Source organism: Betaproteobacteria bacterium (genome assembly GCA_016720855.1).
In the GTDB taxonomy this organism is placed as follows: Bacteria; Pseudomonadota; Gammaproteobacteria; order Burkholderiales; family Usitatibacteraceae; genus FEB-7.
In genome coordinates this window covers 806,391-827,477 of sequence record JADKJU010000002.1, presented here as the reverse complement: position 1 = coordinate 827,477, position 21,087 = coordinate 806,391, and the positions used below count along the sequence as shown (strand labels likewise).

Annotated in this window: 20 protein-coding genes; 10 read left to right on the top strand and 10 right to left on the bottom strand. The window is 68.4% G+C overall.

Annotation, left to right across the window (positions count from 1 at the left end):
* The first annotated feature begins 2 nt into the window (after positions 1–2).
* The gene (locus IPP91_11055) at positions 3–1,214 is read left to right on the top strand and encodes a hypothetical protein (GenBank protein MBL0142610.1); all 1,212 of its coding nucleotides are present in this window, start codon (positions 3–5) and stop codon (positions 1,212–1,214) included.
* Between the two features lie 253 nt (positions 1,215–1,467).
* Here the strand turns inward: IPP91_11055 and ilvA are convergent, their stop codons facing one another.
* Positions 1,468–2,979, bottom strand: coding sequence for a threonine ammonia-lyase, biosynthetic (gene ilvA / locus IPP91_11050; protein MBL0142609.1), 1,512 nt, complete (start codon positions 2,977–2,979; stop codon positions 1,468–1,470).
* Between the two features lie 42 nt (positions 2,980–3,021).
* On the opposite strand from ilvA, the gene rpiA reads away from it, so the two are divergent.
* Complete coding sequence (rpiA, locus tag IPP91_11045) at positions 3,022–3,687, top strand: ribose-5-phosphate isomerase RpiA (protein ID MBL0142608.1); 666 nt, start codon at positions 3,022–3,024, stop codon at positions 3,685–3,687.
* 261 nt (positions 3,688–3,948) lie between these two features.
* Here the strand turns inward: rpiA and IPP91_11040 are convergent, their stop codons facing one another.
* The 9 genes from IPP91_11040 to IPP91_11000 all read right to left on the bottom strand — a co-directional run bounded on the left by IPP91_11040 (position 3,949) and on the right by IPP91_11000 (position 10,883).
* Positions 3,949–4,218, bottom strand: a complete 270-nt coding sequence (locus tag IPP91_11040) for an oxidative damage protection protein (protein ID MBL0142607.1) — start codon at positions 4,216–4,218, stop codon at positions 3,949–3,951.
* Positions 4,219–4,220: 2 nt separating this feature from the next.
* The gene (gene argA / locus IPP91_11035) at positions 4,221–5,549 is read right to left on the bottom strand and encodes an amino-acid N-acetyltransferase (GenBank protein MBL0142606.1); all 1,329 of its coding nucleotides are present in this window, start codon (positions 5,547–5,549) and stop codon (positions 4,221–4,223) included.
* A 32-nt stretch (positions 5,550–5,581) separates the two neighbouring features.
* The gene (locus IPP91_11030; protein MBL0142605.1) at positions 5,582–6,316 is read right to left on the bottom strand and encodes a 16S rRNA (uracil(1498)-N(3))-methyltransferase; all 735 of its coding nucleotides are present in this window, start codon (positions 6,314–6,316) and stop codon (positions 5,582–5,584) included.
* Between the two features lie 106 nt (positions 6,317–6,422).
* Complete coding sequence (locus IPP91_11025) at positions 6,423–6,833, bottom strand: DUF350 domain-containing protein (GenBank protein ID MBL0142604.1); 411 nt, start codon at positions 6,831–6,833, stop codon at positions 6,423–6,425.
* Positions 6,834–6,862: 29 nt separating this feature from the next.
* Positions 6,863–7,987: a glutathionylspermidine synthase family protein gene (locus tag IPP91_11020; protein MBL0142603.1), complete on the bottom strand. Its 1,125-nt coding sequence runs from the start codon at positions 7,985–7,987 to the stop codon at positions 6,863–6,865.
* Positions 7,988–7,995: 8 nt separating this feature from the next.
* Entirely contained in the window at positions 7,996–8,349 is a 354-nt protein-coding gene (locus IPP91_11015; protein ID MBL0142602.1) for a hypothetical protein, read from the bottom strand.
* A 31-nt stretch (positions 8,350–8,380) separates the two neighbouring features.
* Positions 8,381–9,226 carry a polyamine aminopropyltransferase gene (gene speE / locus IPP91_11010; GenBank protein MBL0142601.1) on the bottom strand — a complete coding sequence of 282 codons (846 nt, stop codon included), beginning with the start codon at positions 9,224–9,226 and terminating at the stop codon, positions 8,381–8,383.
* Positions 9,227–9,292: 66 nt separating this feature from the next.
* Entirely contained in the window at positions 9,293–9,703 is a 411-nt protein-coding gene (gene speD, locus IPP91_11005) for an adenosylmethionine decarboxylase (GenBank protein ID MBL0142600.1), read from the bottom strand.
* Positions 9,704–9,920: 217 nt separating this feature from the next.
* A complete protein-coding gene (locus tag IPP91_11000; GenBank protein MBL0142599.1) occupies positions 9,921–10,883 on the bottom strand; it encodes a LysR family transcriptional regulator in 963 nt (320 codons plus the stop codon).
* A gap of 103 nt (positions 10,884–10,986) precedes the next feature.
* Here IPP91_11000 and IPP91_10995 point away from each other — a divergent pair, with 103 nt between their 5' ends.
* The 8 genes from IPP91_10995 (at position 10,987) to tkt (ending at position 21,028) form a co-directional block, all read left to right on the top strand.
* Positions 10,987–11,799, top strand: a complete 813-nt coding sequence (locus IPP91_10995; GenBank protein MBL0142598.1) for a CbbQ/NirQ/NorQ/GpvN family protein — start codon at positions 10,987–10,989, stop codon at positions 11,797–11,799.
* Positions 11,800–11,820: 21 nt separating this feature from the next.
* Positions 11,821–14,154: a VWA domain-containing protein gene (locus IPP91_10990; GenBank protein ID MBL0142597.1), complete on the top strand. Its 2,334-nt coding sequence runs from the start codon at positions 11,821–11,823 to the stop codon at positions 14,152–14,154.
* A 113-nt stretch (positions 14,155–14,267) separates the two neighbouring features.
* Positions 14,268–15,695 carry a form I ribulose bisphosphate carboxylase large subunit gene (locus tag IPP91_10985; protein MBL0142596.1) on the top strand — a complete coding sequence of 476 codons (1,428 nt, stop codon included), beginning with the start codon at positions 14,268–14,270 and terminating at the stop codon, positions 15,693–15,695.
* Between the two features lie 17 nt (positions 15,696–15,712).
* Positions 15,713–16,069 (top strand): ribulose bisphosphate carboxylase small subunit, encoded by a 357-nt coding sequence (locus IPP91_10980; protein ID MBL0142595.1) that lies wholly within the window; start codon positions 15,713–15,715, stop codon positions 16,067–16,069.
* Between the two features lie 39 nt (positions 16,070–16,108).
* On the top strand, positions 16,109–16,882 hold the full coding sequence (locus IPP91_10975) for an HAD-IA family hydrolase (GenBank protein ID MBL0142594.1): 774 nt from the start codon (positions 16,109–16,111) through the stop codon (positions 16,880–16,882).
* A gap of 15 nt (positions 16,883–16,897) precedes the next feature.
* Positions 16,898–17,989 carry a class 1 fructose-bisphosphatase gene (locus IPP91_10970; GenBank protein ID MBL0142593.1) on the top strand — a complete coding sequence of 364 codons (1,092 nt, stop codon included), beginning with the start codon at positions 16,898–16,900 and terminating at the stop codon, positions 17,987–17,989.
* Between the two features lie 47 nt (positions 17,990–18,036).
* Positions 18,037–18,918 carry a phosphoribulokinase gene (locus tag IPP91_10965; GenBank protein MBL0142592.1) on the top strand — a complete coding sequence of 294 codons (882 nt, stop codon included), beginning with the start codon at positions 18,037–18,039 and terminating at the stop codon, positions 18,916–18,918.
* A 100-nt stretch (positions 18,919–19,018) separates the two neighbouring features.
* Positions 19,019–21,028 carry a transketolase gene (gene tkt / locus IPP91_10960; GenBank protein ID MBL0142591.1) on the top strand — a complete coding sequence of 670 codons (2,010 nt, stop codon included), beginning with the start codon at positions 19,019–19,021 and terminating at the stop codon, positions 21,026–21,028.
* The last annotated feature ends 59 nt before the right edge of the window (positions 21,029–21,087 follow it).

The window sequence follows — 21,087 nt, the reverse complement described above, 5'->3', positions numbered from 1 at the left end:
CCATGGGACGACCCCGCAGCCGCAACAAGGACCTCCCCCGGGGCCTCTACAAGGACGCCGCCGGTCGGTTCTACCTGAAGGCCTTCGACGAGGAAGGGCGTCGCCGGCTGGGCGGGAAGTCCTCGGTCGCCTGCGGGCGGGATGCCGAGGCCGCCCGGAAGCGCTGGGCCGAGATCTTCGGCTTCCGTGACCACGAGCCCCCGGCCGCCGGCACCATCGCCGAGCTCCTCGAGCGCTTCGAGGAGGACGAGCTGCCCCGCGTGGTGCACGTGCGGGGGGAACCGCGCCCCAAGTACGCCCCGCGGACCCAGCGCGAGTACAAGCGCATCGTGAAGAAGCTCCGGGCGGCCCACGGCGACCGGAAATACGCCCGCAGCGAGGCAGAGGCGGCCCGTGGCGGCTTCTTCCGCACGATGGACGTGTCCCAGCACCTCCGGGGGGCCGAAGACGCCGGGAAGGGCCCCCAGGGCAACCGCGACGCGGCCGTCCTGGGCTCAGTCTTCCGCTTCGCGAAGGAATGCGGCCTCACCGAGTACAACCCCTGCCGTGGCGCCCAGCGCAACCCCGAGGTCCCGCGCGAGCAGCTCCCCGACGACCAGCTCTTCCTCGACCTCTACGCGGCCGCGAGCCCCGTCCTCCGGTGCCTCATGGACCTCGCCACGATGATCGGGAGCCGTGCGGGCGACCTGCTGCGGATCATGGAGGCGGACTGGACGGCCGCCGGCCTCATGGTGGTCCCAGCGAAGGTGAAGCGCGGCCAGGCGCGCCGAAAGCAGCTCTTCGAGCGCACGGACGAGCTCGCCGAGGTCCTCGCGCGCGCCGCGGCGCTCAAGCGCCGGACGATGATCCGGGACCGCGACCTCCCGGGCTACAAGAAGATCGCGAGCCCGTACATGTTCGTCTCGGGCCCGTCCGGCCAGCCCTACAGCTCGGGCGGCTTCCAGGCGATGGTGCGCAGGGCGAAGGCTCGCGTGGCGCGGGCGCGGCTCAAGGCGCAGGGGATCGAGACTCCGGATGTATGCCAAATGGCATACACCGTGCGCGCCCTCGACGTGCACTTCCACGACCTGCGGGCCCGGGCGATCACGGACGCGTGGCGCGCCGGCCAGGACGGCGCCGACTTCGGGGGGCACGCGACCCAGGCGACGACCCGCCGCGTCTACCGCCGAGGCGTCGTGCAGCTGCGGCCGAACCCCAAGATCAAGGGCGCGTAGGGCTTTCAGAACCCACCGGGCGCAAGAGTGAATGCGGGCGCGATCTCTCCCTTCCATTTTTCTGAAAATCGCGCTTTCGGTGCCCTCGATTCGCCCGTAGAATCATGGCTGGCGTGGAGTTCGGGTCACCTACTTCGTAATCAGTAGGTCGGTGGTTCGAGTCCACTCAACAGCACCACATTTTCCGCCCGGGGCCCGTGCCGATGGCCCCAAGGCGACCGGGAGGAAGCCTCCCGGCCCTGAAGGACGCGCCCTACTTCAGGAACAGCCGGTAGGCGGGATTGCGCGTCTCGTCCGCGTAGTCGTAGCCCAGTTCCTTCAGGAACCGGCGGAACGCGATGCCGTCCTTGTCGGGCACCTGCAGGCCCACCAGCACGCGCCCCACGTCCGCGCCGTGGTTGCGGTAGTGGAAGAGCGAGATGTTCCAGCCCGAGCCCATGCGCTTCAGGAAGTTCATGAGCGCGCCCGGCCGCTCGGGAAACTCGAACCGGTACACCCTTTCCCCCGCTGTCGCCGGCGCGTGCCCCCCCACAAGGTGGCGCACGTGCAGCTTGGCCATCTCGTTGTCCGAGAGGTCCACGGCCCTCAGCCCGGCCCGGTCGAGCTGCGCGATCAGACGCTCGGTTTCCTCGGGGCCGGACACCGACACGCCGATGAAGACGTGCGCCTCTGCTGCGTCCGCGATGCGGTAGTTGAACTCGGTGACGCTGCGCCGCCCGAGGAGCTCGCACAGCGCCCGGAAGCTGCCCGGCTTCTCGGGGATGGTCACCGCCAGAACGGCCTCGCGGTGCTCGCCCAGCTCCGCGCGCTCGGCCACGAAGCGCAGGCGGTCGAAGTTCATGTTGGCGCCGCACGCGATCGCCACCACCGTTTTTCCCTTGAGCCGGCGCCGAGCGAGCCAGCGCTTGGCTCCCGCGAGCGCGAGCGCCCCGGAAGGCTCGACCACGGTGCGCGTGTCCTCGTAGATGTCCTTGATGGCCGCGCAGATCTCGTCGGTATCGACCAGCACCATTTCATCGACCAGTTCGCGGCACAGCCGGAAGGTCTCCCGGCCCACCTGCCGCACCGCCACGCCGTCGGCGAACATGTTCACGTGCGGCAGCGTCACGCGCCGACCGGCCTTGAGGGAGGCCGCCATCGCGCAGGAGTCCACCGGCTCCACCCCGATGATCCTCGTCGCGGGCGACAGGCGCTTCACGTACGAGGCGATGCCCGCGATGAGCCCGCCGCCGCCCACCGGGACGAAGATGGCCTCGATGGGGTGCTGGTGCTGGCGCAGGATCTCCATGCCGATCGTGCCCTGCCCGGCGATGACGAGGGGGTCGTCGTACGGGTGCACGAACGCGAGGCCCTGCTTCTTCGCAAGCGCCTTGGCGTGCTGCGCCGCCTCATGGTAGCTGTCGCCGAAAAGGACCACCTTCGCGCCGCGCGCGGCCACCGCCGAGACCTTGATGCGCGGGGTCGTGACCGGCATCACGATCGTGGCTTTCGTTCCGAGCTTCTGCGCGCCAAGCGCCACGCCCTGGGCATGGTTGCCCGCGCTCGCGCAGATCACGCCGCGCGCCAGGACTTCCGGCTTCAGGTGCGCCATCTTGTTGTAGGCGCCACGCAGCTTGAACGAGAAGACCGCCTGCTTGTCCTCGCGCTTGAGGAGGATGTGGTTGCCGGTACGCCGGGAAATGGCGGGCGCGAGCTCCAGGGGGCTTTCGATGGCCACGTCATAGACGCGGGCCGTGAGTATTCTGCGCAGGTAGTCGGTCTTCATGATTCTCCCAGACCGCAAGAATACCAATATATGATTCCTCCCATGGATCAGGAAGGCCTCAAGAAGCTGTGCGCGCAGGCGGCCCTCGCCTTCGTCGAGGACGACATGATGGTGGGCGTGGGCACCGGCTCGACGGTCAACCACTTCATCGCCGCGCTGGCGGCGCGCAAGGCGCGAATCACCGGGACGGTCTCGAGTTCGGAGGCGAGCGCAAAGCGGCTGCGTGAAGCGGGGATCCCGGTCATGGACCTGAACGGCACCGACGGCTGCGACGTCTATGTGGACGGCGCCGATGAGGTGACGGAGCACCTGGCCATGATCAAGGGCGGCGGCGGGGCGCTCACGCGCGAGAAGATCGTGGCGCAGGCGAGCCGGCAATTCGTCTGCATCGCCGATGCCTCGAAGCTCGTTCCCGTGCTCGGGACATTTCCCCTGCCGGTCGAGGTGATCCCGATGGCAAGGAGCCTTGTCGCGCGCGCGATCGTGAAGCTGGGCGGGCGTCCCGTGCTGCGCGAGGGCGTGGTCACCGACAACGGCAACGTGATCCTCGACGTGCATGGGCTTGCGATCCTCGATCCCGCCGCCCTCGAGTCGGAGCTGAACCAGATGCCGGGCGTGGTGACGAACGGCCTTTTCGCCCGCCGGCCGGCGGACGTCCTGCTCCTGGGCACCCCGGAAGGGGTAAGGCGCATCGACCGGCCGCGCTGAGGTGAAAGCGAAGAAAAAGCCGCTCGAGGGCGGCTTTTTTCATTGGCTCGAGCGAGTTACGCGAGTGGTAAACCTTGGAACACGGATGAACACGGATAAATGCGGATGAAGAACGAAGGCTGTCTTTCCGTGGTTTCCGGGAGACACGTTAGCGCTATCCGAATTGCCCCGATGAACCACAACACGAATCCATCTTGCTTCATCCGCCTTTATCCGTGTTCATCCGTGTTCCAAGGTTTACCGGTTGCCTAACTCCCCACCTCACCCCTTCGGCACGTACCCCTGCACCGCGTCGGCGCCCTCGCCGAAGAAGTGCCTGCGCATCTGCTCCTCGAGGTACTTGCGCGCCTTCGGGTCCGCGAGATTGAGGCGGTTCTCGTTCACCAGCATCTTCTGCTGCTCGAGCCACATCTTCCACGCCTCCTTGGAGACGCTCTCCCAGAGCTTCTTGCCCAGTTCGCCGGGATACGGGGGGAAATCGAGGCCCTCGGCGTCCTTCTTCAGCTTGATGCAGTTGACCGTCCTGGCCATGGTTAGAGTCCCTTCATGAAGATCTTGGAGCGACGTTCGTAATTGTAGAGCGATTGCTTGCGCCCGGGCAGCCGCGAGATGTCCGCCTCTGCGAATCCGCGCTCGATGAACCAGTGCGTCGTGCGGGTCGAGAGGACGAAGACCGACTCGTGCCCCGCCTTCCGCGCGCGCGTCTCGGCGAAGGCGAGCAGGCGCTCGCCGCGCCCGCCGTCCCGGTAGAACGGATTCACCGCCAGGCAGGCGAGCTCGGCCGTCGATTCCTCCGGAAAGGGATAGAGCGCCGCGCACCCGAGGATGTTGCCTTCGCTCTCGATCACGAAGAAGCGGTCGATCTCGCTGTCGAGCTTGGCCCTGTCGCGGCGGACCAGGATGCCCTGCTGCTCGAGGGGCTCGATGATCTGCACGATGCCCGGGATGTCGGCGGGCAACGCGTCGCGAATCACCTCCGGCGACTCGGGCACCACCATCGTGCCGATGCCGTGGTGGGTGAAGAGCTCGATGAGGAGCACCCCGTCCACGTGCCGGCTGATGAGGTGCGAGCGCTTCACGCCGCTCGAGCACGCCTTGATGGCGCAGGGCAGGTAGATCTGCACGTCCTCGGGCAGCTTGCCGTTGGCCGCCACGAGCTCGCCCGCCTCCTTCACCGTGAGCTCCGAGATGAGCTGCCCCTTCGCGTCGAGAGCGCCTGCCGTCTCGGTGAGGAAGATGAGCTTGTCGGCCGCAAGCGCGATGGCGGTCGAGGTCGCCACGTCCTCGAGCGTGCAGTTGAAGACGTCGCCCGTGGGGGAGAAACCCACCGGGGAGATGAGCACGACCTCGTCGTCGTCCAGGCGCCTGCGGATGCCCTCGGCGTCGATCTTCCTCACCTCTCCCGTGTGGCCAAAATCGACGCCTCCGACGACGCCAACCGGTTTCGCGGTGACGAAATTCCCGGAAGACACGCGGATGTCCGCGCCCCACATCGGGCTGTTGGCGAGCTCCATGGACAGGATCGCCTCCATTTCCACGCGCACGATGCCGTTCGCCTCCTTCACGCAGGCGAGCGCCTTGTCGTCGGTCACGCGCCGGTTGCCCGCGTAGCGGGGCTTCACGCCGTGCTGGCGCATCTGCTCCTCGATCTGCGGACGCGCGCCGTGCACCAGCACGACGCGAACCTCCAGGCTCATGAGCACGTTGATGTCGTGGGTGAGCTGCTGGAACTCGCCATCGGCCAGCACCTCGCCCCCGAAGGCGATGACGAACGTCGCCCCGCCCCATTGGTGGATGTAGGGCGTGGCCGACCGGAACCACTTCACGAAGGCTTCGGTCTTGAGTTCGGGGGGCTTGGGCATCGTCGGGATTCGAGGGGATCGCGAGGCGGATTCTACCGGCGGAAGTCGCCCCACAGGGCCTGCATCGCGGAGAGGGCGGCGAGCGGGGCGGTCTCCGTGCGCAGTACGCGCGGGCCCATCGACACCGGGGCGAACCCGATGGTGGCGGCGATATCCAGCTCGCGCTCCGAAAGGCCCCCCTCGGGGCCGACCAGCAATTCGACGGGCCCGGTGGGCGCCGCCTGCGACGAAAGAGGCTCCCCGCCGCCGGGGGCCAGCATCCAGCGCACGGCCTGCGCGGGCTGCGCGGCCCAATCGCGGAAGGCGGCGGTGGGGCGCACCTCCGGCACGCGGTTCCTGCCGCATTGCTCGCAGGCGGCGATCACCACCCGCTGCCAATGCGATTCGCGGCGCGCCGCGCGGTCTCCGGAAAGGCGAACGACGCTGCGCTCGCAGATCACGGGCTGGACCCAGCCCACGCCGAGCTCCACGGACTTCTGCAGGATCCAGTCCATCTTGTCCGCCTCGGGAAGGCCCTGCACCAGCCCGACCTGCAGGGGGGATTCGCGATCGGCATCCCGGAAGGCACCGGTCTTCACGTCAACGCGGTCCCGGTCGATGCGCAGGATCGTCGCCTCGTACTCCCCGCCGCGGCCGTCGAAGACCGCGAGCGTATCGCCCACGCGCAGGCGCAGCGCCCGGCCCACGTGATTGGCGGCGTCCTGGGGAAGGGGAAACTGGGCGCCCGGGCCGAGCCGGATGTCGCAATGGATTCGGGGGGAAGGCATGGGGGAGCTGCGGAGAACGGCGGTCGAACCGATGCTAGCACGGTGTCGGGCACCGTGATCGTCAGGGGACAGGTCGGGTGCTCGAGCCCGACCTGTCCCCAGTCGATCAATAGGTCATGCAGGCGGCGTTGATGAGGCCGACACCGATCGAGAGCGCGCCGAGGAAGAAGCCCTGCGCCTGCTTGCCCGCGATGATGTCGCCCGAGATCGTGGGCACCATGAGTTTCACGCTCACGTAGGCCGACACCTGGACCACGAGCGCGATCAGGCCCCAGATCACCATGTCCACCAGGCCGACGCTGTACTTGATCGCCGAGCAGAGCGGAATGATGAATCCCAGGAGCGCCCCGGAAATGGCGAACGAGGCGGCCATGTTCCCCTCGCGGATGAGGTGCAGCTCGCGATAGGGGGTGACGCGCATGTAGATCGTCACGAAGCACGCGAGCAGGACCAGGGCGACCGCGAAGTACGCGAGGAAGTCGTCGAAGCCGGAGAAAGAGGCGAGCACGTTGCCCATGGGAAGTTCCTTTGCGACGGATTGGACGGTCAGGTGAAGTGGTGGGGAACGAAGCGGCTGGTGTTCTTCGTGATCGGCGAGGCGTCCTCGCGGATGCCGATGCCCGCGGGCTCCTCGCCCACGATCCAGGAGCCGATCACCGTGTAGTTGTCCGCGAAGCGCGGGAGCTCGTGATAGCCCTGCCAGATGAACCCTTCCTCGCCGTACTCGCCCGGCTCCTCGATCGTTCGCCCGCCCGCGGTGATGGAGACGTTGGCGCCCTCGCGGGAGTAGAGCGGCTTCTTCACGAAGTCGGTGGCGAACTTCCCGGGCTCGAAGAACGCGGGCAGGAGGTTCGGGTGATCCGGGAACATCTCCCACAGGACCGGCAGGATGGCCTTGTTCGAAAGCAGCATCTTCCACGCCGGTTCGATCACGCGCACCGTCCTGGCAAGCAGGTTCTTCCCGAACTCCTCGCGGATCAGCCATTCCCACGGATAGAGCTTGAAGAGCACGGTGATCGCGCGCTCGTCCAGGTCGCGGAAGAGCTTCCCGTCCCAGCCGACGTCGGCGATGTCGATTGCGCGCGCGTCGACGCCGGCCTGCGTCGCGGTGTCGCGCAGATAGTCGAGGTTGCCCTGGTCCTCCTCGCTCTCGGACACGCAGGTGAAGTGCACGATCCGGTCGGCGGGAAAATCCCCGGCCATCTGCTTCCAGCGCTCGATCAGGCGCTCGTGCAGGGAATTGAACTGGTCGTGCGAGGGAAAGACATCCTTCAGCCAGTACCACTGCACCACGCTCGCCTCGAGGAGCGCCGTGGGCGTGTCGGCGTTGTACTCGAGCATCTTCGGCTCGCCGCTGCCGTTCCAGGAGAGGTCGAAGCGGCCGAAGAGCGACTTCTCGTCGTCGTTCCAGGACTGCTCGATGAGGGGAATGAACGCCTCGGGGATGCGAAAGCGCCCGTAGTCGCCGCGCTCGATCACGCTGCCGGCCGCGTCGATGCAGCGCGACTGCAGCTCCCCGGTGGCGAGTTCGAGCTTGTCCACCTCCGCCGAGGTGAACCGGTAGCAGGCGCGCTCGTCCCAATAGACGCCGTCCATCGAATGGAAGCGGAAGCCCAGCTCCTCCACCTTGCGCGGCCAGTCGATGCGCGGGATGCGCTCTTCGCGTTGCATGGGGGGTCTCAGCTCGAGGAGGAATGACCGGAAGAGCCGAATCCGCCGCGTGAAGTCGAGCCAGACGAGCCCGACGAATGGCTCGAGGACCCCGACCGCGAGGAAGAGAGCGAACCGGAACCGCGGCCCCCGCTGGAGCCCCAGCTCCGGTGGATATAGGACGGCCCGTAGTAATAGCCGTTGCGCGAGTGCTGCGACTGCGTGGCGGGCGTGCAGTCCTCGGGCTTGTTGCCCCAGTCGGCGAGGCAGTCCTCCCGCGAGGCGTAGACGTCGCGGCGGTCTTCCCCGCAGCCGGCCAGGCCGGCCAGCCCGATGAGGACCAGCGTTACGCGGCTCGAGGACTTGCGCAGCTTCTTGAGCATCCCCTCCCCCCTCGATCGCCGGGCGGCGGCCTCAGCCGACCAGCCCGCGCACGTAATTCGGCAGCGCGAACATCGCGCGGTGAACCTCGCCGTTGTAGTACTGCAAGTCTCCCACGCCGCGCGCGGCGATGCGACGGTCGGCCTCGGCGGGCTCCAGGGAGCGGGGGTCGAGCGCGTCGGAGGCACAGGCGAACCCCCAGATGGAGCCGTAGAGCGGGATGTGCACGAAGTACGGGGCCACGATGCGGAACGCGCTGCGCAGGTTCGCGAGCGTCTCGCGCAGGCGCTGCGGATGCGAGAAAGGCGATCCCAGGTGCAGGACCAGGGCGCCGCCGTCGGCCATGGCGCCCTTGGCGAGCACGAACGTGGCGCTCGAATAGAGATCCACCGAGGGCCCGACCGGGTCGGTGAGGTCCATGGCCACCAGGTCGTAGCGCACGTCGGTCGCGCGCAGGTAGGCGAGTCCGTCGCCCACGGTCACCTTCAGGCGCGGATCGTCGAACGCGCCGCGGTGAACGCGCCCGAACTGCGCCTTGGCCACTTCGATGACTTCCGGATCGAGCTCGGCCATGTGCACGAGCTCGATGGTGGAGTGCTTCAGGAATTCCTCGGAGGAGCCGCCGTCGCCGCCACCGATCACCAGCGCGCGGCGGGGCGCCGGATGCGCGATCGCCGCGGGATGGACGAGGTTCTCGTGGTAGAAGAACTCGTCACGCTCGCTCGTCATGTTGAAGCCGTCGAGCCGGAAGAGACGGCCGAGCTCCGGCGTGTCCCAGACCTCGAGGAGCTGGAAGGGCGTCTGGCGCCGCTCGACGAGCGTGCCGTCGAACCAGACGCCGCTCGCGCCGTTGAGGGATTCGAAGATCTTCTCGGACATCAGGGATGCGCCCCGATCGATTGCTTGAGCCGCCAGGCGTGCGTCGCCCCGCGGTGGCCGGCCGGCTTATTTCACTGCGGCGAGACGCGTTTTCCTGAGGGGCAGGTCGCGGCCGCGCCAGATGCGCTCGACCATCACGTCGTCGGCCTGCAGGCTCGCGGCGAGCGTCTCGTAAAGCTTCTCGGCCTTGGCGCTGTTGTCGCAGGTCACGTTGCAGACATAGACATCGAGGGTGGCGCCGTCGCGCTCGGGCCAGGTGTGGACCGCAAGGTGCGATTCCGCGAAGACGACCGCGCCGGTCGCGCCGCCGATCTGCGTCGCATCCAGGCCTTCGAATTGGTAGAAGTGGTCCCCGAGGACCGTGAGACCCACGTCCTTGCAGGCCTTCACGCAGGTCTCGCGAAGCTTGGCGGACGAGGCCAGCATTTCGCGATTACGGCAGCCGTACAGGTCGGCGATGATGTGCAGTCCCTTCACTCCGTTACCCCCATTTTTTCTGGCAGCGCCCTGCAGGTGACGGGACCAGTCGCCCGGGGAGCCGGGGCAACCGCGTGCGTTCAGGAAACGCGGCGGCGCCCGGGGACCAGAGGCGGCGGGTGAGGCCCTTTCTGCGGAGGAATGCCCAAGCAGTATGTTGTGCGGTGACTAAAGCGTGGAATTGTAACGGTATTCTGCGCGAAACGCGCGGCTTATTTCAAGATTTCGTGGCGATGGGCGCCGTATTCGCGCGCACGCGAACGCCGGTGGTCTCCTCGATCAGCTTGGCGCCCTCGGCGGCGAGGAACGCCCGGAAACTCTCCGCCAGCGGCGAAAGGCGCTTGCCCTTGCGGCTCACCACGTGCCAGTCGCGGGTGACCGGTGTGCCGCGAACGTCCAGGCGCACGAGCTTTCCCGCCGCGAGTTCCAGGCCGACGGTGTGCAGGGAGAGGAAGCTCAGGCCCATTCCCGCCATCACCGCCTGCTTGATCGTCTCGTTGCTCGCGAGCTCCATGCTGCTCGCGGGCTTGACGCCATGGTCCGCGAAGACGCGCTCCATCGCCATGCGGGTCCCCGACCCCGGCTCGCGGATGAGGAAGTTCTCGCCGGCCAGCTTCGACAGCTCGAGCCCGCGCCGGCGGGCGAGGGGGTGCTCGGGCGAAGCGATGATGCCGTGCGGGTGCTTCGCGAACTGGGTGGCCTCCACGTCCAGCCCGCGGGGCGGGCGCCCCATGATCGCCAGGTCCACCTGGTTCGCCTGAAGCTCCCCGATCACCTGCTCGCGGTTGGTCACCGAAAGCTTCACCGTGACCCCGGGATGGCGGCGGGAGAATTCGGCCAGCAGCCGGGGCGCGAAGTACTTGGCCGTGCTCACCACCGCCAGGTGCAGGCGGCCGCCGGAGACGCCGCGGATGGCCGCAAGCGTGTCCTCGCAGTCCTTGAGCCCGCTGTGCACCTCGAGCGCGAAACGCGCCACCTCGGCGCCCGCCTCCGTGAGGTGGATCTTCTTGCCCACCTGCTCGACGAGCGGCAGCCCCGCCTGCGACTCCAGGCTCTTCACCTGCATCGAGACCGCGGGCTGCGTGAGGTGGAGTTCCTCGGCGGCGCGCGAGAAGGACAGGTGCCGCGCGACGGCCTCGAACACCTTGAGCTGGCGCAGCGTGATGTGGCGAAGCGGCATCGGGGTTGAAAAGCTTATGGTAACGATAAAGAAACGTGAGTTTACCTTATGAACCTCGGGGACTAGATTCGCGGGACGCCCTTCCCGCAATCGGAGCCTTCCCATGACCGCAGCCGCCGACCCCCTGGCCTCGCACCGCATCCGCGAGGCGCCCTACTACCGGCCCGTCGCCGACGAAGTGGCGCTCTTCGAGGCCGCATGGGGGGCGCGCATGCCGATGATGCTCAAGGGGCCGACGGGCTGCGGCAAGACTCGCTTCGTGGAATACATGGCGTGGAAGCTCGGCAAGCCGCTCGTCACGGTCGCCTGCAACGAGGACATGACCGCCTCGGACCTCGTCGGGCGCTTCCTCCTCGACGCCTCCGGCACGCGCTGGCAGGACGGCCCCCTCGCCCTGGCCGCGCGCCACGGAGCCCTCTGCTATCTCGACGAGGTGGTCGAGGCGCGGCAGGACACGACCGTCGTGATCCACCCCCTCACCGACACGCGGCGCGCGCTCCCGCTCGAGAAGAAGGGCGAGCTGGTGCATGCCCACGCGGACTTCCAGCTGGTCATCTCCTACAACCCCGGATACCAGAACCTCATGAAGGACCTCAAGCAGTCGACCAAGCAGCGCTTCGGCGCGCTCGATTTCGGCTACCCGGGGCACGAGGTCGAAACCGAGATCGTCGCGCACGAGGCGGGAATCGACGCCGGGATCGCGGACAAGCTGGTGGGCGTCGCGCAGCGCGCGCGCAACCTGAAGGGGCACGGGCTGGACGAGGGAATCTCCACGCGCATGCTGGTGCACGCCGGCGCGCTGATGGCGCGCGGGGTGGAGCCCGTGGCCGCCTGCCGCATGGCGCTGGTCCGACCCATCACCGACGACCCCGACATGCGCGATGCGCTGGACGCCGCCGTCACCACCTACTTCTGACGGCCGCCCCGGAGCGCTCCCTTGGGCCTGAACCTCGAGGACTTCAGCGAGCTGAGCAGCGATCTCGGCCCGCGTGCCACCGAGATGCTGCGCGCCTCGTGGCAGGAGGCGTCGCGGACCTTCACGCCCAAGGGGCTGGAGGACTGGCTGCGGGCGGCACAGGCCCTGCACGACCTCGGGCGCGGCGCCGATCCGGTGGCGAGCTTCATCCAGGAAGCGCCGGTGGTCGCTCGCGAGCTCGGCGAGGACGCGGTGGCGCAGCTCGCCCGGTCCTCGCTCGCGATGGCCTCGCGCACGAGCGGCGCCGTCATCGCCCTCGTCATCTCGACGAGCCCCACCGCCGCGCGGCGCCTCGGGGACCCGGCGCTCTTCGGCGCCTGGCTCGGATTCATCGACCAGCTCCTCGCGCAGGCCCCGCGCGGCGTGCGCCCGATGCTCGAGCACCTCGACCGGCTTCTCGGCAGCCTCACGCTCGGCGGGCTGCGGCGCTGGGCCTTCTGGGGCGCAAGGGCGCACCGCACGGACTTCGCGGCGCAGGAACGCTATTTCGCCCTCGAGAGCCCGGAGTCGCTCTCGATACTGCAGCAGGAGCGCAAGGGAACGCTCTTCATCGACGTGCAGCGTCGGCTCGGGATGTACCTGCGCGCCCTCTGGGGGCGCGACTTCTGGCTGCGCCCCACGAGCGGCGATCACGAAAGCCGCGAAGGGCGCCGGCCTTTCATCGAGGATTTCATCATCCACGTGCCCGACGCCATGGACGACCTCGCGATCCCGGGAGGGCATGCGAGCGGACTCGACCTGTATCGCGCCATGGTCGCCCATGCCGCCGCGCATCTCGTGTACACCCGTGAACCGCTGTCGGCCGAGGGGCTCACCCCCCTGCAGATGGCCGCCATCGGCGCGGTCGAGGATGCCCGGGTGGAGCGGCTGGCCGCCGCCGATTTTCCGGGCCTCGCGCCGCTATGGCGGCGGCTGCACGCGGCGACGCCGGAGCGCGGCGGGCGCATCGGCGACCTGCTCGACCGGGTGGCGCGAGCGCTCGCCGACCCCGGGTACCGCGACCCTCACCCGGTCGTGGATCGCCTGCGCCGGCAGTGGACCGAAGGCGCATTGGCGGCTGGCGGCAACGGCGTATCGTGGGATCTCGGGGTCGGCCTGGCGGCAGAGCTTGCCCCGTTCCGTATCGCGTTCCATCCTCGCGAGGACTTGGGGTCTGTGGCCTACCGCGACGACAACCGCTTCCTGTGGCAGTTCGACGAGGCGAACGCCTTCGCGAACGCCGCGCCGTGGATGGACCGGCAGGTGCGCCGGCGGGTTAGCCTGATGGAATTCGTGAACGCGACGGACATCGAGACGGCCGGCGACGACGCGCAGGAAATCTGGACGCTGCCGACCGAGCTTTTCCCCTACGAGGACGACGGGCGCAGCTACAACGAACGCGAGGGCCGGCCGCCAGTCGCCGATCCCGTCCACTATCCGGAATGGGACTACCAGCTCGGTGCCGACCGCCCGGACTGGGTCACGGTGCTCGAAAGGCCCGCGCCCGCGGGCGACGCCGCCACGATCGACGCCGTCATCGCCGCCCATCGGCCCCTGGTCTCGCGGCTGCGGCGCCTCATCGAAGCCTTGCGACCGCAGGGCGCGAAAAGGCTGCGCCGGCAGGAGGAAGGAGACGAGATCGACCTGGAGGCCGCCCTGCGCGCCGTGGTCGACCTGCGGATGAACCGTGCACCCGACACCCGCATCCACAAGCGGACCGTGCGGCACACGCGCGACCTTGCCGTGACGCTGCTCCTCGACCTCTCGCAATCGACCAACGAGACCATGCGCGGCGGCCACACGACCGTGCTCGCTCTCACCCGCGAGGCCACGGCGCTGCTTGCCGACGCCATGGCGAGGCTGGGCGACCCGTTCGCCATCCACGGTTTCGCCTCCGACGGCCGCCACGAGGTCGAGTACCTGCGCTTCAAGGACGCCGGGGAACCCTGGGCGGCGCCCGCCAAGGCGCGGCTGGCCGGGATGACCGGAAGGCTTTCCACGCGCATGGGGGCGGCGATTCGCCACGCGGGCGCCCTGCTCGCGCGCCAGCCGCACAAGCGCAAGCTCCTCATCGTGCTCACGGACGGCGCGCCCTCGGACGTGGACGTGCGCGATCCGCAATACCTGCGCGCGGACGCGCGCAAGGCCGTCGAGGCGCTCGCCCGCGACGGCGTCGGCACCTATTGCATCAGCCTCGATCCCGCGGCCGACGACTACGTTTCGCGCATCTTCGGGGCCAACCGCTACGCCGTCGTCGACCGCGTGGAACACCTGCCCGAACGGCTGCCGCTGCTCTACCTCGGGCTGTTCCGGTGACGCTGCGGTGAATGATCAGCTGGAGCTTATGACAATGATAACAAGCCGTGACTGTCTCTTATGAAACGGAACACTTACATTCTTACCATACAGACGCCACCGAGGAGCCGTGAATGAAGCCAGCCGCCAAGGCCTACAGCGCCGGGGTCAAGGAATACCGCCACACCTACTGGGAACCGGACTACGCGGTCAGGGAAACCGACATCCTGGCCTGCTTCAAGATCACCCCGCAGGCCGGTGTCGATCGCGAAGAGGCGGCCGCCGCGGTGGCGGCCGAATCGTCCACCGGCACCTGGACCACGGTGTGGACCGACCTGCTCACCGACCTCGACCACTACAAGGGCCGCGCCTACCGCATCGAGGACGTTCCGGGCGACGACACCTGCTTCTACGCCTTCATCGCCTACCCCATCGATCTCTTCGAGGAAGGGTCGGTCGTGAACGTCTTCACCTCGCTGGTCGGCAACGTCTTCGGGTTCAAGGCGATCCGCGCCCTGCGCCTGGAGGACGTGCGCTTCCCGATCGCCTACGTGATGACCTGCGGCGGCCCGCCCAACGGCATCCAGGTCGAGCGCGACAAGATGGACAAGTACGGCCGCCCGCTGCTGGGCTGCACGATCAAGCCCAAGCTGGGCCTGTCGGCCAAGAATTACGGACGCGCCGTGTACGAGTGCCTGCGCGGCGGACTCGACTTCACGAAGGACGACGAGAACGTCAATTCCCAGCCCTTCATGCGCTGGCGCGACCGCTTCACCTTCGTGGCCGAAGCCATCCGCAAGGCCGAGGCCGAGACGGGCGAGAGGAAGGGCCACTACCTCAACGTGACCGCCCCCACGCCGGAGGAGATGTACAAGCGCGCCGAATTCGCCAAGGAACTCGGCATGCCGATCATCATGCATGACTTCCTGACGGGCGGCTTCTGCGCCAACACGGGCCTGGCCAACTGGTGCCGCAACAACGGCATGCTCCTGCACATCCACCGCGCCATGCACGCGGTCATCGACCGCGACCGCCACCACGGCATCCACTTCCGCGTGCTCACCAAGGCGCTGCGCCTGTCCGGCGGCGACCACCTGCACACCGGCACCGTCGTCGGCAAGCTCGAGGGCGACCGCCAGTCCACGCTGGGCTGGATCGACCTGCTGCGCAACCGCTACATCAAGGAGGACCGCTCGCGCGGCATCTTCTTCGACCAGGACTGGGGCTCCATGCCCGGCGCCTTCGCAGTCGCCTCCGGCGGCATCCACGTCTGGCACATGCCCGCCTTGCTCGCCATCTTCGGCGACGACGCGGTGTTCCAGTTCGGCGGCGGCACGCTCGGCCATCCCTGGGGCAACGCGGCCGGCGCGGCCGCCAACCGTGTTGCGCTGGAAGCGTGCGTCGAGGCCCGCAACGCCGGCCGCCCGGTCGAGAAGGAAGGCAAGGAGATCCTCGTTGCCGCCGCGAAGTCCAGCCCGGAGCTGCGCGTCGCGATGGAGACCTGGAAGGAAATCAAGTTCGAATTCGATGTCGTCGACAAGCTCGACGTCGCCCACGCCTGAGACCGGAGGGGACCCCCATGAGCGTCATCCAGGATTACCACTCGAGGCTGTCGGATTCCGCCAGCCGCAAGTTCGGCACTTTCTCCTACCTGCCCCCGATGTCCGCGCAGGACCTTCGCCGGCAAGTCGAGTACCTTCTCGCGCAGGGCTGGGCGCCGGCCATCGAGCATGCGGAACCGCAGCACGCCACGGGATCCTACTGGTACATGTGGAAGCTGCCGATGTTCGGGGAGACGAGCGCGGACAAGGTGCTCGCGGAAGCCGAGGCCTGCCGCAAGGCGAACCCCGGCAACCACGTGCGCCTCGTCGGCTACGACAAGCTGCGCCAGACGCAGGGCACGGCGCTCGTGATCCATCGCGGCACCGCGGCCTGACGGGCCGGGGGACGAGCCGTCAACCGGAAAGGAACCACCATGGCGCTCTCCGCTCTCCTGTTCGACGTTGACGGCACTCTCGCCGACACGGAGGAAACCCACCGCCAGGCATTCAACTCGGCTTTCCTGGAGTTCCGGCTGCCCTACGACTGGAGCCCGGAGCAGTACGAAGTGCTGCTGCGCATCTCCGGCGGGAAGGAGCGGCTCGCGCATTTCTTCGAGAGGCTGCCGGTCACGCGCGAGGAACGCGGCCGGCTGCTCGCCAACGTGCCGGGGCTGCACCGCGTGAAGACCGAACGCTACGCGGAACTCGTTGCCAGCGGCGGCTCCCCGCTTCGCCCCGGCATTGCACGCCTGCTCGAGGAGGCGACCGCGGCAGGCATCCGCGTGGGAATCGCCTCCACCACCACTTCGGCGAACGTCGCGGCGCTGCTGGATGCCGAGCTGGGCAGCAACGCGCACAAGCGCTTCGCGGTCATCGCCTGCGGCGACGTCGTGCCGGCGAAGAAGCCCGCGCCCGACATCTACCGCCTCGCTCTGTCGACGCTGGGGCTTGGCGCCTCGCAGGCCGTCGCTTTCGAGGATTCCGCCAACGGCCTGGCTGCCGCCAAGGCCGCGGGGCTGTTCACGGTGGTGACGCCCACGCGCTGGACCGCGAGCCAGGACTTCGGCGAGGCCGACCTCACGCTGCCGCACCTGGGCGACCTGGGCACGCCGCTTGACGCCGCATCGGCGAACCGCGCCGGCGGCGCCTGGCTCTCGCTCGAGGCCCTCGAGCGGATGCACGCGCGCACCGCGGCGACGGCAGGCTGACCGAGGAGAGTTTCCATGAAACAGACCTTCCAGGTCGAAACCCGGCCCACGATCACGGAATTCCTGCTGCGCGAGCAGCGCCGGGTCCCGGCCGCCACGGGCGCCTTCACGGCGGTCGTGAACAACGTCCGCCTCGCCTGCAAGCGCATCGCCCATGTGATCGGCCAGGGAGCCCTGTCGGGCACGGGCGGCACGGCCGGCTCGCAAAACGTCCAGGGCGAGACCCAGATGCAGCTGGACGTGCTGGCCGACGAGATCTTCGTGCGGACCAACGAGTGGAGCGGCACCCTCGCCGGGCTGGTGTCCGAGGAGCGCGAGGAACCCATCCCCATCCCGGAGGAGCACCCGCGCGGACGCTACCTCCTCGTGTTCGACCCGCTCGACGGCTCGTCCAACATCGACGTGAATGTCTCGGTGGGCAGCATCTTCTCGGTGCTGCGCTGCCCGGATGGCGTGACCGAGCCGCGCACGGAGGATTTCCTGCAGCCCGGCACGCGCCAGGTGGCCGCGGGCTACGCGATCTACGGCCCCACCACCATGCTGGTGCTCACCCTGGGGCGGGGCACGCACGGCTTCACGCTCGACCGCAACATGGGCGAGTTCATCCTCACGCACCCCGACATGAAGATCCCGGCCGCCACGCGCGAGTTCGCGATCAACGCCTCGAACGAACGCTTCTGGGAGCCGCCTGTGCGCCGCTACGTGTCCGAGTGCGTGCAGGGCAGGTCGGGGCCGCGTGGCGCCGACTTCAACATGCGCTGGATCGCCTCGATGGTGGCCGAGGTGCACCGCATCCTCGTGCGCGGCGGCCTCTTCATGTATCCGCGCGACACCAAGGACCCCACCAGGCCCGGGCGGCTTCGCCTGATGTACGAGGCGAACCCGATGGGGATGATCATCGAACAGGCGGGCGGCGCCGCCTCCACGGGCCGGGGCCGCATCCTCGAGGTGGAGCCCGCCTCCCTGCACCAGCGCGTCCCGGTGATTCTCGGCTCGCGCGACGAGGTCGCGCGCATCGAGTCCTACCACCACGACCACGACGCGGGCGTGGCGCCTCCGACGGCCCCGCCGCTGTTCCACGAGCGCTCGCTCTTCACCAAGGCCTGAAAAGGGGACAGACCCCTTCTTCCGCTTTTTCCGAGAGAGGATTTCCCATGTCGGCGAAGCACCCCATCATCGCGATCACCGGTTCCTCGGGTGCCGGAACCACGTCGGTCATGCGCACGTTCGAGCAGATCTTCCGGCGCGAGAACGTGAACGCCGCCTTCATCGAGGGCGACAGCTTCCACCGCTACGACCGCGCCGAGATGAAGGCGAAGATGGCCGAGGCCCTCGCCACCGGGAAGCGGAACATGAGCCACTTCGGCCCCGAGGCGAACCTGTTCCCCGAGCTCGAGGAACTCTTCCGCGCCTACGCGGAAACCGGCCGCGGCAAGCGGCGCAAGTACCTGCACGACGACGGCGAGGCCGCGCCCTACAAGCAGCCCTCGGGCACGTTCACGCCCTGGGAGGAGATTCCGGAAGGCACCGACCTCCTCTTCTACGAAGGGCTGCACGGCGCGGTGGCGGGCGACGGCTTCGACGTCGCGAAGCATCCGGACCTGCTCATCGGCGTGGTGCCGGTCATCAACCTGGAGTGGATCCAGAAGCTGCACCGCGACCGCAACATGCGCGGCTACTCGACGGAAGCGGTGACCGACACGATCCTGCGCCGGATGCACGACTTCGTGCACTACATCACCCCGCAGTTCTCGCGCACCCACATCAACTTCCAGCGCGTGCCGACGGTGGACACCTCGAACCCCTTCGTGGCGCGCTACATCCCCACGCCCGACGAGAGTTTCCTCGTCATCCGCTTCGCGAACCCGCGCGGCATCGATTTCCCGTACCTGCTGTCGATGCTGCACGACTCCTTCATGTCGCGCGCCAACACGATCGTGGTGCCCGGAGGCAAGATGGACCTGGCCATGCAGACCATCTTCACGCCGATGATCTGGCGCCTGATCGAGCGCAGGAAGCAGATCATCTCGCGATGACCGCGCCGGCCGCCGCCCGTAGCGGCCGCGGCGCCCATGCCCGATAATACGAACCGAAAGCCCCCTTCACGCAGTCCGCACTCACGCCCCCCCCAAGCGCATGACCACGACCTCCGTAACGCCGCACGACCTCGCCAACGCCATTCGCGCCCTCGCGATGGACGCCGTCCAGAAGGCCAATTCCGGCCACCCCGGCATGCCCATGGGCATGGCCGATATCGCCGAGGTGCTGTGGCGCCGGTTCCTGCGCTACAACCCGGCCAACCCGTCCTGGGCCGACCGCGACCGCTTCGTGCTCTCCAACGGGCACGGCTCGATGCTGCAGTACGCGCTGCTTCACCTCACGGGCTACGCGGTCAGCCTGGACGACCTGAAGGCCTTCCGGCAGTTGCACTCGAAGACGCCGGGCCATCCCGAGGTCGGCGTGACGCCCGGGGTGGAAACGACCACGGGCCCGCTCGGCCAGGGGCTCGCCAACGCCGTGGGCATGGCGCTCGCCGAGAAACTTCTCGCGGCGGAGTTCAACCGCCCCGGCCACACGGTCGTGGACCACCAGACCTACGTCTTCGTGGGCGACGGCTGCCTCATGGAGGGCATCTCGCACGAGGCATGCTCGCTTGCGGGCACGCTCGAGCTGGGCAAGCTCATCGCCATTTACGACGACAACGGCATTTCGATCGACGGCCACGTCGACGGTTGGTTCCGGGACAACACGCCGATGCGCTTCGCCGCCTACGGCTGGCACGTGATCCCGAACGTGGACGGCCACGACGCGAAGGCCGTCGAGGGCGCCATCGCGGAGGCGAGGGCCGATTCGTCCCGGCCCACGCTCATCTGCTGCAAGACGATCATCGGCAAGGGCTCGCCCCACAAGCAGGGCACGGAAGGCGTTCACGGGTCCGCGCTGGGCGAGAAGGAAGTGGCCGCCACGCGCCAGGCCATTGGCTGGCCGTACCCGCCGTTCGAGATCCCGGCGCCCATCTACGCGGCCTGGGACCAGCGCGCACGCGGCGCCGGGCTCGAGACCGACTGGAACGGGCGCTTCGACGCCTACGCGAAGGCGCACCCCGAGCTGGCCCGCGAATTGCGCCGCCGCATGGCCGGCGATTTGCCGGCGAACTGGGGCGAGGTGGTCGAGGCCATGCTCGCCAGGGCCTGCGAAAAAGCCGAGACCGTGGCCACCCGCAAGGCTTCCCAGATCGCGATCGAGGCCATCGCGCCGCACCTGCCCGGCTTCCTGGGGGGCTCCGCGGATCTCACCGGCTCGAACCTCACCAACTGGTCAGGCTCGAAGTCCGTCTCCGCCACCAGCGCGGGCAACTACGTGAACTTCGGCGTGCGCGAGTTCGGCATGGCCGCGATCCTCAACGGCATCGCGCTGCACGGCGGCTTCATTCCCTATTCCGGCACCTTCCTCGTCTTCAGCGACTACGCCCGGAACGCCCTGCGCATGGCCGCGCTCATGAAGCTGAGGAACATCTTCGTCTTCACGCACGACTCCATCGGCCTGGGCGAGGATGGACCCACCCACCAGGCCGTCGAGCACGTGTCGAGCCTTCGCCTGATCCCGGGCATGGACCTCTGGCGTCCCTGCGACACGGTCGAGACGGCCGTGGCCTGGGCCGCGGCGATCGAGCGCCGTGACGGGCCGACCGCCTTCGCGCTGTCGCGCCAGAACGTGCCCTTCGTGAAGCGCGCGCCGGAGCAGGTGGCAGCCATCCGCCGGGGCGGCTACGTGCTCTCGGAGGCCGCGGGCGCACCGAAGGCCGCGATCATCGCCACGGGATCGGAAGTCTCGCTGGCCCTGGCCGCGCAGAAGACGCTGGCCGAAGCCGGAATCCCGGTGCGCGTCGTCTCCATGCCCTGCACCAGCGCCTTTGACCGGCAGGACGCCGCCTGGCGCGCCGCCGTCCTGCCCGGGGGCATGCCGCGCGTGTCCGTGGAAGCGGGCGTCACCGACTTCTGGCGCAAGTACGTGGGCCTCGAGGGCGCCGCGATCGGCGTCGACCGGTTCGGCGAATCCGCCCCCGCGGACGTCGTGTACAAGTACTTCGGCGTCGACGCCGACCACGTCGTGGCCGCGGTAAGGTCGGTGCTCCAGAAGAATTGAGCACAGCGAACCCGGAGGACGCACGGGCACGCAGGAGGATTGGTGACCCTCGTCAAAGT

What these genes read in the sequence shown, in the direction of transcription:
- IPP91_11055 (MBL0142610.1), top strand. Translation starts at nt 3, where the DNA reads ATGGGACGACCCCGCAGCCGCAACAAGGACCTCCCCCGGGGCCTCTAC.
- ilvA (MBL0142609.1), bottom strand. Translation starts at nt 2,979, where the DNA reads ATGAAGACCGACTACCTGCGCAGAATACTCACGGCCCGCGTCTATGAC.
- rpiA (MBL0142608.1), top strand. Translation starts at nt 3,022, where the DNA reads ATGGATCAGGAAGGCCTCAAGAAGCTGTGCGCGCAGGCGGCCCTCGCC.
- IPP91_11040 (MBL0142607.1), bottom strand. Translation starts at nt 4,218, where the DNA reads ATGGCCAGGACGGTCAACTGCATCAAGCTGAAGAAGGACGCCGAGGGC.
- argA (MBL0142606.1), bottom strand. Translation starts at nt 5,549, where the DNA reads ATGCCCAAGCCCCCCGAACTCAAGACCGAAGCCTTCGTGAAGTGGTTC.
- IPP91_11030 (MBL0142605.1), bottom strand. Translation starts at nt 6,316, where the DNA reads ATGCCTTCCCCCCGAATCCATTGCGACATCCGGCTCGGCCCGGGCGCC.
- IPP91_11025 (MBL0142604.1), bottom strand. Translation starts at nt 6,833, where the DNA reads ATGGGCAACGTGCTCGCCTCTTTCTCCGGCTTCGACGACTTCCTCGCG.
- IPP91_11020 (MBL0142603.1), bottom strand. Translation starts at nt 7,987, where the DNA reads ATGCAACGCGAAGAGCGCATCCCGCGCATCGACTGGCCGCGCAAGGTG.
- IPP91_11015 (MBL0142602.1), bottom strand. Translation starts at nt 8,349, where the DNA reads ATGCTCAAGAAGCTGCGCAAGTCCTCGAGCCGCGTAACGCTGGTCCTC.
- speE (MBL0142601.1), bottom strand. Translation starts at nt 9,226, where the DNA reads ATGTCCGAGAAGATCTTCGAATCCCTCAACGGCGCGAGCGGCGTCTGG.
- IPP91_11000 (MBL0142599.1), bottom strand. Translation starts at nt 10,883, where the DNA reads ATGCCGCTTCGCCACATCACGCTGCGCCAGCTCAAGGTGTTCGAGGCC.
- IPP91_10995 (MBL0142598.1), top strand. Translation starts at nt 10,987, where the DNA reads ATGACCGCAGCCGCCGACCCCCTGGCCTCGCACCGCATCCGCGAGGCG.
- IPP91_10985 (MBL0142596.1), top strand. Translation starts at nt 14,268, where the DNA reads ATGAAGCCAGCCGCCAAGGCCTACAGCGCCGGGGTCAAGGAATACCGC.
- IPP91_10980 (MBL0142595.1), top strand. Translation starts at nt 15,713, where the DNA reads ATGAGCGTCATCCAGGATTACCACTCGAGGCTGTCGGATTCCGCCAGC.
- IPP91_10975 (MBL0142594.1), top strand. Translation starts at nt 16,109, where the DNA reads ATGGCGCTCTCCGCTCTCCTGTTCGACGTTGACGGCACTCTCGCCGAC.
- IPP91_10970 (MBL0142593.1), top strand. Translation starts at nt 16,898, where the DNA reads ATGAAACAGACCTTCCAGGTCGAAACCCGGCCCACGATCACGGAATTC.
- IPP91_10965 (MBL0142592.1), top strand. Translation starts at nt 18,037, where the DNA reads ATGTCGGCGAAGCACCCCATCATCGCGATCACCGGTTCCTCGGGTGCC.
- tkt (MBL0142591.1), top strand. Translation starts at nt 19,019, where the DNA reads ATGACCACGACCTCCGTAACGCCGCACGACCTCGCCAACGCCATTCGC.